The sequence below is a fragment of the Halomicrococcus pelagicus genome, assembly GCF_050954125.1.
In genome coordinates, this window is sequence record NZ_JBPBWC010000007.1 from 1 (window position 1) to 12,698 (window position 12,698).

A 12,698-nucleotide genomic window follows, 5' to 3' on the forward strand; every position below is an offset into this window, starting at 1 on the left:
CCGAGAACCACTCCGTTCTCGGCACCATCATCATCGTGACTGGCTTCTTGGCGTCCGCTTGCGTCACCCTCGTAGTCAGGGTTCTTTAGCGTGACGTACAGGTAGAACGTGTCGTCCTGCTCGTCGTACTGGAGCGTGGCACTGGAGGCGTCCCAGTCGTCGTTCTCGTAGTACCTGCCGAACGGCGTGTCTTCTCGTTCGTCCTCGGGTGGGAGGACGTATTCGCAGGTGACTCTGCCGTTCGGCGTGGAGAGCGTGGCGTGGTCGTCGTTGAACGTCGCTGAACGCTTGTCGTACACGACGCTCCACGAGTCGAAATGTGGTTGACTCGTCTTCTCGCCCTTCTTGAGCTTCTCAACGCCGCCTGTGACGGCTTCGATAGCGCGGCGAATGCCTTTTTGAACGAGGTTCGCGGTGAGGTCGGTTTCTTCGCGCAACTCGTCGTAGAGGGCGTCTTCGGCGTTGCTCTTGCTGGTGATGCAGAGTTCGTCGTAGCGCCACGCCCACTCGCTCGTTCGGTTGGCGCAGTGGAGGAACTGAGTCTTGGTTTGATGGAGGTCGCCACGACGCTCTTCGGGCACGTTGAGTTTGATGGGCACGGTGCGTCGTGGCGCGTCGTCCATCCGTGGTTCACATTTACGGATGTTTCCTAAAAAAATTTACATGTAAGGTGGGGAGTCGGCTTGCCATCGAGCGTGGTGAGTTTCATCGAGTGTCGGCTTCCTCCACGGGGTCAAGCCCCGTGGCATCCGCCTCGTACCGCCTGTGAACTCGTCCAAAGCTCGAAGCATCTTCGAGAGATAGCCCGGGACGCTCCCGTGTGGCTCCCGAGCGAGGTCGGTAACGTTGTAGAACATGTCGGCCTACTCTCCGTGGACTGCCCGTGAGTACGGCACCGTCTCCAGCCAATCGACTGGCTCGTCTGGACGCTTGCGCAGCATCTTGAAGCACTGCACGGGGTCGCCGTCGTGGTTGGCAGTCTGGACGAGATGGTGCCGGCTGTCAGGTGAACGATTGCAGACAGACGTCCTCGTGCTCGGAGAGGAACTGTTCGATGTGGTTCTTTCGCCAGCCGAGTGGTGAGAGCACGCTCGCTGCAGCGCGTATCAGTAACTCTCGATAATACTCACTATCGTACGTGGTTGGTTGTTCGACCGCGAGCGTCACACGGTCTCGTGACTGCTTGGCGTCGTCAACGACGACGAATGCGACGTCTTGGCCAGGTGCTCGCGTCAGTCCAAGGTCTGCTGCACGGTCGAGTGCGGCGACGCTCTGTGTCGATTGCGTGTAGGCGTCACGGGGCTTCGACACTCGCTTCGTAATGACCAGCTCGTCCGGATCGACGGCCCCGCGTCGGAGTCGGTCAAGCCACGATTGCAGTTCAGTGCAGACCGCTTCCGGGTCTCGGTGCGCGTCAAGCGCAGTGATGAGTGCCTTCTGTGCACGCTCGATGAACGGTGGCGTGCTTCGTTGACGACACTCGATGCCACGATATTTGTACTCGTCGCCGTCGGCTCTGCTTCCGAAATACTTCGTCAATGCGCCGGCGTCTGAATCGCGTAATGGGACGAACGCAATCCAGTCATAGTGTGCTTCGTGTTCAAGCCGGATGTCGACCGCGTCAGAGATGCGGTCGGCCAGTACGTCAAGCGGTGTCTGGTTTGCACCGTCTCGAGGTGTAACCCAGACGCTATCGACGATACCATGTATAACCTGCCAGCCGTTCTCCTCGAGTATCGCCTTCGCTTCCAGCAGTATCTCGCGAGCGTAGGCGTTGATTGCTTCGTGGCACTCGATGCGGCCGAACTTCGCGTTCGAGAAGCCCTGATACCCGAAACACGACACCAGAATCCACTTGATGGCGTTCGACCGTCCTTCAAGCGCTTCCCGTCGATCTGCATCGTCGGTCTCTCGCAGTTCTGCCTTGATAGCGTCTCGATCCTCGATAAGGGGTTCGAGCACGTCCGGGAGGTAGCCTCGTTCGTCACAGATACTGTAGTCAAGACCGGGCACGTCCGCGCTATCGTGGCAGTCACAGCGGATTTTCTCCGGGCTCACGTTCCGTGTGACGATGATATTCGGGTATAGCGACGAGAAATCGAGTTCGTGGACGTCCTCATGCAGGCCGACCTCCGGTGCGAACGTAAATCCACCACGGTCGGCGTCGTGGAGTTGGCGCATCGTTTTGAACTGCTCATGGCGCCACGACCGCCAGGGCACGAGCACATCGCGATTCCGGGCTTCACGAATCTGGATTGCCGTGAGGATAGTTCCAATCGACGACCACGAGAGCTCCTGCAGCGGTTTCCAAGAGCGGTCGACGAGGTCGAGACAGCCGTCAAGATTCGTCTGATTCCACATGAACGTGTTCGACTTGTCGACGATGACGCGACCCGGGACGTTGTAGCGGGCCGGTGAGTGGCCGACCTGGCCATAGCTCGCGTACGTCGATTCACCCGCCAGTTGCTGCCATCCCGGAAGTCGGCCGAGTTCGAACTCAATGTCGCAGCGTTCTGCCTGGCGATAGAGTGCCGGCACGACGTCGCTCGTGTTCAGCATGAGCACGTCCGGATTAGCACGGTCAAGCTGAGCGCCAATTGTTTCGAGCACTGCCCTGTTGCTTCCCGAAACGTGGTCGTCGTCGATCGTACACTCGGTGATGGTGTCGCTGGCGAGTTCCGACTCCGGCACGGACAGCTCTACGCACTCTAGTTCGCGCTCGGGGAGCGGGTTGAGACCGGTTTCGAGACAGTAGCGGAATTCGCGCGAGAGGTCAACGTTGTAGCAGCGATACGTGCCCGGCTCGGCCCATCCGTGGACGGTGCGGGCGATTGTCGTGACCGCATCGAGATCAACGACATCGATTTTGAGAACGGGTTCCGGGTCGTGACGGAACGAGATTCGCTCGTCGACGACGCGCGTCCGGTCGACGGCGGGATGACCGCTCAGTGCCGGTTGAATCTTAGCGAGTGACCCGTCTCCGTGGGCGGAGACGTATAGCGACGGCGTGTAGGTGTCGTCAACCGTGTACGTGGCACCGTCGTCGGTGAGCGACCAGCGGAGGACGTCGCCATCGCGATAGTCGATTGTGTACACCATACCGTCACTCGGTCGCGTTGAGGTCGTCTTCGAGGGCGTCGAGGCGCTCTTGGAGAGTATCGAGTCGTTGCTGGTGGGCGAGGACGACGGAGAAGAGGACGGCGACCTCGACCGACTGGTGGTTCTGTATGCCCGCTGCATCAGCGTAGCCACGAGCGTGTTCGAACAGCTGGTCGAACGCCACTTGGTCATCTTGACGGAGTGCACGCCGATAGTCAGCCCAGCGGTCCTCCATCGCCCGCAGCAACTCACGATACGTCAGATTAGTCCGCCCCATGGACGGTCACCTCCTGCTCTTGGGCCGCTGGCGACGCAAGGGCGGGGTGGCGCGCGGCGAGCACGCGTTGCCAGTACGCCAGCGTCGTTTGGAACGTCTCGTTCCCGGATGGATAGACCAGTGTCTCGAAGTCTTCACCCGCGAACCGTGGGCCGAACCTGGTACCCTTACAGTGAACGACATCATCGGCGAGGTCGGCGAGCGGACTGGTGAAATCGTCGTCGGCTGTTCGCGTCAGCACTAGCGGGATGTCTGTGTTGGCGGCGAGATCAGCGACAAGAAAGCGAGCGACTGCGAACAGTCGATCGCCTTCACGGTCCGAACAGTCGTCCGACCGATAGAACCAGTCGAACGCTGGCAGCACGCCAAGCGCTGTCGAGTCCGTGAGATCGCTGGGCAAGTCTCGGAGGAGACTGAAATGCTGCCATGGCGTGAACCCGTGTGCGATAGCGACGCGGTTGAGGAGCCGCATCGACGGCGCAATGCGTGCGAGTGGCTGCGTCGTTCCGTGGCCGTGTGCGTCGACCCAGACCGCGTCGCCGCCGTCACCAACCAAGTGGTCGAGCACGAGCGAGTGCAGTGCCCCGGTCGTGCGGTCGTCTACTTCGAGCAGCGTTACCCCTGGGTCGAGCGTCGGTAAGTCCGGCTGTTGTGTCTGGCCTACCATCACAGGAAAATGTACACTCGTTATCAGGTATAGATTCAACCGGGTTGTTTCCGGAGCTTCCGATACACCGATATCACCGATTGCAGATGTGTCCATAGTATTTCTCGCAGTGCTAGTGAGGAGCGTCTAATCGTCCCATACGGGCGGAAGTGGGCCTATCGTCTCCTTTCGCGCTTGGAAGAGTGAGTGGCGGTCGATTCGATTTTCCTGAGCGTGCCTCGTTTCCGATGGTGCTTCCACAAGTTCCGGCCAACTTGCCACCCCAAATACGAACTGCCCAAAACACACAGTGCAGCCTATACTTGTTCCCCTCCGTTTTATAGCACGTTCTGTGGTACCGCCCCACATGGAAGAAACGAACTCGACCGAATCACCACTCGAAGCGGCGGCGGGCGCCGCTGGGCCACGCGCGACGGAAGCTTTCTCCGTCTTGGGGAACGAGACCCGGCTGGCGATCTTGCTGGCGCTCTGGGACGCGTACGAACCGTTTGAAGCGGAGAACACCGTCGCGTTCGCGGAGTTGCGCAAACGCGTCGGCATGCGCGACGGTTCGCAGTTCAACTACCACCTCAAACAACTCGTCGGGCACTTCGTCCGCCACACCGACGACGGGTACGAACTCCGCCGCGCCGGTCACCAGCTCATCCGGACGGTCATCGCGGGCGCGGGCATCGAAGAGCCATCACTTGACCCGACCGAGGTAGACTTGGACTGTTTCCTGTGTGGCGCTCCTACGATGGTCACCTACCATGACCAGTGGCTCTTTTGGGTCTGCACCGAGTGCGACGGGAAGTTCGATCATGATGATGTCCCAGGGGGAGCTCTCGCCGGAGGAGCATTCGATCCGGCTGGCTTCACCGATCGGCGCTCTGCAGAGGCGCTCAATGCGGTCTGGACCGGGGGCCTGTTGCATTCCGGGCTCGGCGGTGTGTGTGACGCGTGCTCCGGCCCGATGGAGGGGTGGCTGCATCTCTGTGACGACCACACCGCCGAGGGAGTGTGTCCCAACTGCGGCTGGCGGGACGCCGTTGTAGCCCGCTTTCGCTGTGGCGTCTGTAAACGGCACCATCAGATGGTGCCATGGTGGCTCGTCATCAATCACCCCGTGGTGGTCGCCTTCTACTACGACCATGGTGTGCCCCTCCAGTACGAGGATGGCGTGCATTTCCAGCCACGTATAGAGTTAAACCTACAGGCCCACCACGACCAGGAACTCGTGTCGGTGGATCCACCCCTGGTTCGGGTCACGATCGACTACGAGGGCGACGAACTGCAGTTGACGATGGACGAGGAGTTGAACATTATCGAGGTAATCGAGTCGGGCTGAGCCATCATCGGAGCGATATTCCGAATCGGACGAATGGAGGGTTCCTCTGCGTTCAGCACGCGATTTCTATCAACTGCAACGGGTTTCAACAGAGCCCCCCGCAGGAAACGGACGACGTCTGCTCTCGTCAGGGTCGCGATGGCAGCCGCAGTTCGTCATCGACTTCGTAGAGGTAGCCATTCAGCAGCAGCAGTTGCTCGATGTGCGCTCGCGCGTCGCCACGTTCGTTGCCCTGGTCGATGAGATGGGCGACGGGGGTAGGGTGAGTCAATTGACGCTCTGTATTTCGTGTTCGAGGAAGAAGACAAGATGTTTATTCCACTACTTGGTGGTACCACCCATATATGGGCCGGCGTCAGTTCCTTACAACAGCAAGTAGTGTGACCGGGGTTCTGGTATCTGGCTGTACCAGCTCCAGCGGTACTGACCGTACTTCCACGACGACAACCAAGAATGGGGGGTCACTTGAAGGAACGTTGACTGTTGCGACGTATGGGAACTTTGTCGACGCCCCGTCGAGTAGTCCTGGCCCGTGGATCAAAGAGGAATTCGAAAAACGATATCCAGGTGTCACGCTCAAATGGGAAGCACCAAAGAACGCGTTCAATCACTACGTCCAACGGCGCCAACAGGGCGTCGAGATCGACGCCGACGTGTATATCGGCCTCAAAGTCCCTGATCTCGTTCGGATCGACCGGAAGTTGTCGAAACCCCTGTTCGACCCCGTTGCTACCGACCGATTATCGAACGTTGACCACATCAAGTCCGAATATTCGTTTGCGCCCGACGACCACGTACTCCCTGCGTTCACCGGGTATCAGAGCTTTGTCTACAATGGCTACGAAGTAGACAGGCCGAAAACCCTGGATGCACTTACAGAGCCTCACTATCAGGGGAAATTCACCGTTCAAAACGCGCAAACCGACAATACTGGCCTGTATTTCCTTCTATGGACCGTGAAAGAGAAAGGAGAAGACGGTTATCTCGACTATTGGCGGAAGCTCCTCGACAACGACATCCGAATCCTCGGTTCCTGGGAAGAGGTGTATACCGCATTCACGTCGGGTGAGACGGACATCATCACTTCGTTCGCAACCGATCAAGTGTATGCGAAACGTGCTGACCAAGACCTCAAGAAACACCAAGTTGCGCTGCCTGGTGGTCACGGGTATACGTTCGTGAGTGGCATGGGGAAGTTCGCGACGAGCGATCAATCTGCGTTAGCAACAGCGTTCATGGACTTCATGTTGACGCCGACTGCACAGGGCAAGCTTGCAGAACTCAACGTGTCGTTCCCGATTACTGACCACGCCTCAGTCCCTGCCGTCTTCGACGAATATGCGAAGAAGCCAGCCAATCCGTTGCGCTATACCTATGATGAGTTGCACGAGAATCTCGATACCTGGCAAGAGGAGTGGGCGCAAATGGTCGCTACTCGATAGTTAGTTGCGGGACCCTTTCGCCTCCCGACTGAGTTCATCTTCGACGGCGTCGACCTTTTCACAGGCCTTCATTTCTTTCGTCCGTAAGTCATCAATCTGGACGAGTGTACTCACTCGGTCACCAGGAACAGCTTCATGTGCCGCGCCAATCGCCGCAAGAAGCTCATCGACATCGTCGGCTTCGACGACTGTCGACATGGAATTCGTTCTATAGTCGACGTCGTACTCTTCGAGCGTTTCGATGGCCGTCACGACCTCTTCTGTAATGTCTTCTTCCGTAATCGGGGTGACGCGGAACATTCCAAATACCGTCATACTCTCAACTACGTACCGCCCTCCGTGAAGCAATTGTCGGTTTTACAACCAGGGAATTTATCGGGACTCCCCCATAGCAGGCAATATTTGCCTGGAGAGCTGCCATTAACCCATATCTGTAATATTTCATATATATATCAGCAGCGACAGTTCGAGGGACGATTGCAGGCATGGGGAAACGCGCGAACCCAGCCTTCGCAGTAGCCGTCATTCTCATCCCATTCACTGCGCTCGGCTACGCGGTGACAGTTGCATCAATACAACAGCACACCTACGTCCACGTCATGGCTGGCGTTCTCTGGACCGGAATTGGCATCTTCATCGGAGCAGTCCTCGGACCAGTAATCGGTGGCCTCGATGACGAGCAGAGCGCCGCCCTCTTCAAGCGCCTCACGCCCAAGACAGCCTTTCTCTTGCCGTCACTCGCAACGGTCACCATCGCTGGTGGACTCACGCTGGCACAGCGCCTCGGACTCTTCGAGAACGCTGAGCCATGGCTCGCACTGTTCACAGCAGTGAATCTCATCCCGGTATTGCTGTTACTGGGATGGCGACTTGAGGCGTGGAGCGACTGGCGCTGGCAACTCCCATTCGCCGCTGCAGCCATCGGGTCACTCACCTGGGTCGCAACTACTATCGGTCAACTCCAGATGATCGACCCTTCCCTGGGTATCGCACTCGCCATCGTAACCATTCTCTCTATCCAGGGATTCGGCTTCTTGATGCCCGGCGAACTCCGGATGTACAAGGAGATGCGGTCGGACCATCCGGACCCGTCCATCATCGCGTCGATCGGACGGCAAAACGCCATGCTCGGTGGAGTGCAGGGATTCTTCCAGCTACTCCTCATTCTCGACATGGTCTATCTCCGCTACGGCGGATTCCCACTCTGAACAGCTCATTCCCGAGGTGACAGCCTCCTCGCTTGACGAGGGCGCCCACCACGGGGTCACGCCCCCAAGACACTCAGCCTGCTTCAGTCGTAGACTGTAGAAGGCTACGATAGTGTATTATTGGATGTGCATAGCTTTCGTCCGAGGGAGGAAGTCATCCCACACAACGGAAGACAAGCCACCCGGCGTCACCGTCGTTTGCTCTCGAATAGGATAGCGGGGCCTTGTTGAAACCCTCAGCCGGTGATAGGTTTCAGAAGCCGTGCTGAAGACATCCATTCTATTCAGCAGGCCGTTTGTTTCAGCCGTTGAGGATCCCACGGGGCCGACTGATTCAAACCGGCCCGCCACCGGTGCCACCTGAAGAGATTATCCGGCTTGACCACCGAGGACCTGTATGCAGTGGTGCGACCAGCCAACGAGATCATCCGCGAGCGAGGGTGTGAGCCCCCGAAACCGAAGCCCGACGGGGGACGTGGCGTGACCGACGACCCCCTCCCGGCCGAACACCTCTCGCCGCTCGCCACCCTCGTCGACGAGGTACTCGCGGGCGTCGGCTACGAGATGGCGGCCGCCACCGACGCCATCGACGACGCTGTTCCCGGCTACGGCGGTTTATTCGACCCCGCGACCACCTCGGCCGAGTTGCGTCGCGCGCTCGATAGCCTGCTGGCGTCGGGACTCGCCCGGCCACCCGTCCCTGAGCCGACGAGCAACACATTCGTCCTCTACGTCGACGGCAGTTCACGCGGCAACCCCGGCCCCGCAGGTGCAGGCGCCGTCATCATGGACGCTGCGGAGAATGAACTCGCCCGTCTCGGCCGACCCGTCGGTTCCCGGACGGGGAACAACACCGCCGAGTATGTCGCCCTCCAGCTCGGGCTCTCCGAACTGGTGGCTCGCTACGAGCCACGCAGGCTGGACGTGCGCATCGATTCGATGACGGTCATCCGAGACGTCTGGGGTGGCAATGACCCGACGGAACCGGGCGTCGAGACATACAGCGAGGCCATCACGGCAACACTGTCGAGCATCCCGGAACACCAGTACACGCATCTGGCCGACAGCGACCCGAACCCCGCCGACGCACTGGCGACAGTAGGAGCCGATATCGCAGCCCTCGGACCTACATAGTAGCGTACACCGCTTCAAATTCGAAATCCCGGCTCTGTTGAGATCCTCAGAAGCTACTAGAACCCACGGACTGACTACATCCTCTGTACTCAGCGCGACGCTGTTGACAGGCCTTCGGCAATACGTTCAGTTGTTGCGAATAGAGGGCGCGTATCGGTCATATTGAGTCGACAAACTTGCTGAGGACCTGATTGAACCGCTCCGGCTCCTCGTACGGTGGACCGTGGCCACTCCCCTCGAAGAGTTCCACCCGGGCGTCAGGGACGAGGTTCGCAACGTGTCGGACGGCGTCGACGGGCCCTCTTGTTTCGGCGGTGCCGGCACAGACCAGCATCGGAACGTCGATTTCGGGGAGGACGGATCGGTAATCACGAGTATGCGTATCGAACAGGATTGCGCTCTGGATCGGCGGCGGAGTCCGGGAAATCTCGTCGTACTGCAAGGCCTTGGTCTCAGGCGTAGGGTCGGCGAAGACCTGCTCCGTGAAGCGGTCGATGAGACCCGGCTGGTCGGACTGGGCCAGTTCGAGCAACGCTTGAATGTCCTCCAGGCGAGCGAGTCCGTATTCGTAATCGTCCCACTGGTATCGGGTGGCCTCAATATCGACGTCGACGAGTCCACGGATACGTTCAGTGCCGAACTGATCGACATAGTCCCACGAGACGAACGCACCCATAGACCAGCCTACCATGATCACGTCCTCAAGATCTCGCTCCTCAAGGAACGCGTGGAGATCACGAGCATATTGAGAGACCGTATGGCCGAGTTCGGGTTTCTCCGAGCGGCCGTGCCCCCTGAAATCGAATGCAATCGGCCGATAGTCGTCCGAGAGCCCGGTTAATTGTGGCTCGAAGAACCGAAGACCATGTAAGACGCCGTGGAGAAAGACAATCGGCTGGCCCTCGCCGTAGTCCTCGTAGTAGAGATTAGCACCATTGCATTGGATAACTGGCATGGCCCTCTGTATGGGGCCGAATTAGCATAACTGTTCGTGATAAATGCATTCTCTATATCCAACACGCCGAATCAGACAGACTCGGAGCAGTTCTCAGCAACCGTGCTGAATAGCGGGCGCTTATCGGGCAATACAGGTATGGGGTCTTCAGATCCCGACCGTGTGCTACAGACTGACAATACAGTTATGTGAACATCGACCATGGTGTTTATCATGGACACGCCGCTCGAAGACATTCGGTTCCTCGCGGACTCGGAAAACCGATTCGTCGCACTCGAATCGCTTGCCTCCGGTCCCTGCACGAGATCGGAATTACGGAGCGCGACCGAGTCCTCCAAAGCGACGATCAGCCGTCTGCTCGGCGATTTCGAGCGCCAAGGCTGGGTTGCTAAGGAGGGGAACCGTTATGCGTTGACGCCGCTCGGAGACTACGTCGCTACCATCTTCGTCGACCTCTACGATCACATGAAAACGGCCCACGAGCTGCGGGACCTGCTTCCGTGGTTCCCGCTCGGGGAACTGGACCGAGAGTTCGACCTCGAGATTCTCGCCGACGCCAGCGTGACCGCGGCGACCCCCGAGAATCCGATGGCCCCGGTGGCACGCGTGCTGGAGATCGAGCGCGAGTCGACCTGGACGTATACCTTGGCAAACCGGTTCCCTAAGGCGTGTATCGAGGCCAGATACGAGGCGATGGTCGAGGGAAACCAGACGTGTGAACTGGTGCTCACGCCTAGTGCACTGGAATCGGCGATGACGTCCCCTAACGCCAATAAGTTCGAGGAGATTGTCGCTGCCGACCAGTCATCGGTCTACCTCTACGACGGGGATATCGGGCCTGGGGGCATCTACGACGGGACGGCCTACCTCATTGTGGCGAACGAAGAGGACGTCAACGTTGGCCTAATCGAATCCGACGATCCGGCGCTCATCGAACGGCTCGAGACGACGTTCAATCAGTACCGAGAAGCGTCGACCCAACTCACCGTCTCGTCGTTGGAGGCCGATGCAGAGTCCATCCAAGCCGAGACGTAGCGAGGCGGGCGTAGAACTGCGTACTCGAGCGACCCTAGACGAGGCGGATTTCATTCCCAGATGAGGTATCCTTGGCGAGTAGTGACGAGATGAATGACCGACAGGGTACCGGGTCCAAGGAGTTGTTTGTCGGTGTTGCACGGTGTGAAACGGTTCCATAAAATGAGTATAATGTTCTCACGGTCGATGTAACAACCGGGTCCTGAACCCGAACATTAGACAAAAAATCGACGTTAGAGCAACGGAATTCAACCAGCACGACATCACACCACCACCCCGCTTCAGCAAGTAAGATCAAGCATGGCACTCGACGAAGACCAATTGAATCAACAGATACAGATAGCCTTAAACGATGTCGGCGCGACGGCACACGCCCCCCTGGTCGTCATCGGTGACGAGCTCGGCCTGTACGGGGCGCTCGCTGACGCACCGCTCACGTCGGCCGAGTTGGCCGAGAAAACCGACACCGCCGAACGGTACGTCCGCGAGTGGCTCAAGGCACAGGCTGCTGGCGGGTACGTGACGTATGACCCCGAGACCGACCAATACAGTCTCACCCCCGAACAGGCCGCAGTGTTGGCCGACGAGAACAGCCCGGGGTTCATGGTCGGGAATTTCCAGGTCGCACTGGCGGCGTCCAAAATCCGACCCCAACTTGCCGAAGCGTTCCGCACCGGCGAGGGCGTAGGCTGGCACGAACACGACGCAGAACTCTTCGGCGCCATCGAGTACTCATGGCGGCCACAGTACATGGCGAATCTTGTCGACCAGTGGATTCCCGCCCTCGACGGCGTAGATGCGACGCTTCGAGCCGGCGGGCGCGTTGCCGATGTGGGCTGTGGTCACGGTGCGTCAACCATTCTGATGGCGGAGGAGTATCCCGCGTCGACATTTGTCGGTATCGACGCCCACGAACGGTCGATCGAGACGGCAAGAGAGCGGGCCGAGGCGGCTGGCGTCGCCGACCGCGTAACCTTCGAAGTGGCGACCGCCAAGTCCTATAATGGCACTGCCTACGACTTCGTGACGACGTTCGATGCCTTCCACGACCTCGGGGATCCCGTGGGAGCAGCATCGCACGTCTGCGACACCCTCGCTGAGGAAGGTACGTGGATGATCGTCGAGTTGTTCGCCAAGGACCGCGTTGAAGACAACCTTAATCCGATGGGCCGGGCAGCGTACTCAATCTCGACCCTGATCTGTACGCCGTGCGCACTCGATCAAGAGGCCGAGCGTGTGCTGGGCGCGCAGGCCGGGGAGGCAGGTATCCGGGACGCCGTCACTGAGGGAGGGTTCTCCCGGTTCCGTCGGGCAGCCGAGACGCCGCTGAATCTCGTCTTCGAGGCGAGAGCGTAGCCTGCGCCGAACGATTTTAATTTAGTGCCAGCCAGCGTAGAGTGGTCCCGGCCTTCTCGGGATTTGTCGTAACATTGGTTACGGGGTACACTCTCTGTATCTCACACGAACTGTGTCGATCTACTCAGTCGCTGTCAGAAGTTGTGTGCTGAATACAGAGCGCGTATTCAGCACAGATTTATGACCGGATCAACCCCA

General features: G+C 59.0%; 13 protein-coding genes. 6 read left to right on the forward strand and 7 right to left on the reverse strand.

Annotation, left to right across the window (positions count from 1 at the left end; translation table 11 throughout):
- From ACRYA2_RS13985 to ACRYA2_RS14000, 4 genes are all read right to left on the reverse strand, one after another.
- The coding region (locus ACRYA2_RS13985; protein WP_472850128.1) for an HU family DNA-binding protein at positions 1 to 623 on the reverse strand (623 nt) is incomplete at its 3' end.
- Positions 624 to 1,002: 379 nt separating this feature from the next.
- Positions 1,003 to 3,099, reverse strand: coding sequence for a type B DNA-directed DNA polymerase (locus tag ACRYA2_RS13990; RefSeq protein ID WP_433629183.1), 2,097 nt, complete (start codon positions 3,097 to 3,099; stop codon positions 1,003 to 1,005).
- Between the two features lie 4 nt (positions 3,100 to 3,103).
- On the reverse strand, positions 3,104 to 3,376 hold the full coding sequence (locus ACRYA2_RS13995; protein ID WP_433629186.1) for a DUF8156 family protein: 273 nt from the start codon (positions 3,374 to 3,376) through the stop codon (positions 3,104 to 3,106).
- Positions 3,363 to 4,043: a hypothetical protein gene (locus tag ACRYA2_RS14000; RefSeq protein WP_433629189.1), complete on the reverse strand. Its 681-nt coding sequence runs from the start codon at positions 4,041 to 4,043 to the stop codon at positions 3,363 to 3,365. Before ACRYA2_RS14000 ends, ACRYA2_RS13995 begins: the two co-directional genes overlap by 14 nt.
- Positions 4,044 to 4,389: 346 nt before the next feature.
- On the opposite strand from ACRYA2_RS14000, the gene ACRYA2_RS14005 reads away from it, so the two are divergent.
- Positions 4,390 to 5,370, forward strand: coding sequence for a winged helix-turn-helix domain-containing protein (locus ACRYA2_RS14005; protein WP_433629192.1), 981 nt, complete (start codon positions 4,390 to 4,392; stop codon positions 5,368 to 5,370).
- A 127-nt stretch (positions 5,371 to 5,497) separates the two neighbouring features.
- Here the strand turns inward: ACRYA2_RS14005 and ACRYA2_RS14010 are convergent, their stop codons facing one another.
- Entirely contained in the window at positions 5,498 to 5,641 is a 144-nt protein-coding gene (locus tag ACRYA2_RS14010; RefSeq protein ID WP_433629195.1) for a hypothetical protein, read from the reverse strand.
- A gap of 73 nt (positions 5,642 to 5,714) precedes the next feature.
- On the opposite strand from ACRYA2_RS14010, the gene ACRYA2_RS14015 reads away from it, so the two are divergent.
- Positions 5,715 to 6,812, forward strand: a complete 1,098-nt coding sequence (locus tag ACRYA2_RS14015; RefSeq protein WP_433629197.1) for a thiamine ABC transporter substrate-binding protein — start codon at positions 5,715 to 5,717, stop codon at positions 6,810 to 6,812.
- Here the strand turns inward: ACRYA2_RS14015 and ACRYA2_RS14020 are convergent, their stop codons facing one another.
- Complete coding sequence (locus ACRYA2_RS14020) at positions 6,813 to 7,127, reverse strand: thiamine-binding protein (RefSeq protein WP_433629199.1); 315 nt, start codon at positions 7,125 to 7,127, stop codon at positions 6,813 to 6,815.
- A gap of 170 nt (positions 7,128 to 7,297) precedes the next feature.
- Here ACRYA2_RS14020 and ACRYA2_RS14025 point away from each other — a divergent pair, with 170 nt between their 5' ends.
- A complete protein-coding gene (locus ACRYA2_RS14025; protein ID WP_433629201.1) occupies positions 7,298 to 8,020 on the forward strand; it encodes a hypothetical protein in 723 nt (240 codons plus the stop codon).
- 480 nt (positions 8,021 to 8,500) lie between these two features.
- Positions 8,501 to 9,154 (forward strand): ribonuclease HI family protein, encoded by a 654-nt coding sequence (locus tag ACRYA2_RS14030; RefSeq protein WP_433629689.1) that lies wholly within the window; start codon positions 8,501 to 8,503, stop codon positions 9,152 to 9,154.
- 157 nt (positions 9,155 to 9,311) lie between these two features.
- Here the strand turns inward: ACRYA2_RS14030 and ACRYA2_RS14035 are convergent, their stop codons facing one another.
- Positions 9,312 to 10,109, reverse strand: a complete 798-nt coding sequence (locus tag ACRYA2_RS14035; RefSeq protein ID WP_433629203.1) for an alpha/beta fold hydrolase — start codon at positions 10,107 to 10,109, stop codon at positions 9,312 to 9,314.
- 213 nt (positions 10,110 to 10,322) lie between these two features.
- On the opposite strand from ACRYA2_RS14035, the gene ACRYA2_RS14040 reads away from it, so the two are divergent.
- Complete coding sequence (locus ACRYA2_RS14040; protein WP_433629205.1) at positions 10,323 to 11,144, forward strand: helix-turn-helix transcriptional regulator; 822 nt, start codon at positions 10,323 to 10,325, stop codon at positions 11,142 to 11,144.
- 300 nt (positions 11,145 to 11,444) lie between these two features.
- The gene (locus tag ACRYA2_RS14045; protein ID WP_433629208.1) at positions 11,445 to 12,500 is read left to right on the forward strand and encodes a class I SAM-dependent methyltransferase; all 1,056 of its coding nucleotides are present in this window, start codon (positions 11,445 to 11,447) and stop codon (positions 12,498 to 12,500) included.
- Positions 12,501 to 12,698: the final 198 nt, after the last annotated feature.

What these genes read in the sequence shown, in the direction of transcription:
- ACRYA2_RS14040 (WP_433629205.1), top strand. Translation starts at nt 10,323, where the DNA reads ATGGACACGCCGCTCGAAGACATTCGGTTCCTCGCGGACTCGGAAAAC.
- ACRYA2_RS14025 (WP_433629201.1), top strand. Translation starts at nt 7,298, where the DNA reads ATGGGGAAACGCGCGAACCCAGCCTTCGCAGTAGCCGTCATTCTCATC.
- ACRYA2_RS14045 (WP_433629208.1), top strand. Translation starts at nt 11,445, where the DNA reads ATGGCACTCGACGAAGACCAATTGAATCAACAGATACAGATAGCCTTA.
- ACRYA2_RS14035 (WP_433629203.1), bottom strand. Translation starts at nt 10,109, where the DNA reads ATGCCAGTTATCCAATGCAATGGTGCTAATCTCTACTACGAGGACTAC.
- ACRYA2_RS13995 (WP_433629186.1), bottom strand. Translation starts at nt 3,376, where the DNA reads ATGGGGCGGACTAATCTGACGTATCGTGAGTTGCTGCGGGCGATGGAG.
- ACRYA2_RS14020 (WP_433629199.1), bottom strand. Translation starts at nt 7,127, where the DNA reads ATGACGGTATTTGGAATGTTCCGCGTCACCCCGATTACGGAAGAAGAC.
- ACRYA2_RS13990 (WP_433629183.1), bottom strand. Translation starts at nt 3,099, where the DNA reads ATGGTGTACACAATCGACTATCGCGATGGCGACGTCCTCCGCTGGTCG.
- ACRYA2_RS14000 (WP_433629189.1), bottom strand. Translation starts at nt 4,043, where the DNA reads ATGGTAGGCCAGACACAACAGCCGGACTTACCGACGCTCGACCCAGGG.
- ACRYA2_RS14015 (WP_433629197.1), top strand. Translation starts at nt 5,715, where the DNA reads ATGGGCCGGCGTCAGTTCCTTACAACAGCAAGTAGTGTGACCGGGGTT.
- ACRYA2_RS14005 (WP_433629192.1), top strand. Translation starts at nt 4,390, where the DNA reads ATGGAAGAAACGAACTCGACCGAATCACCACTCGAAGCGGCGGCGGGC.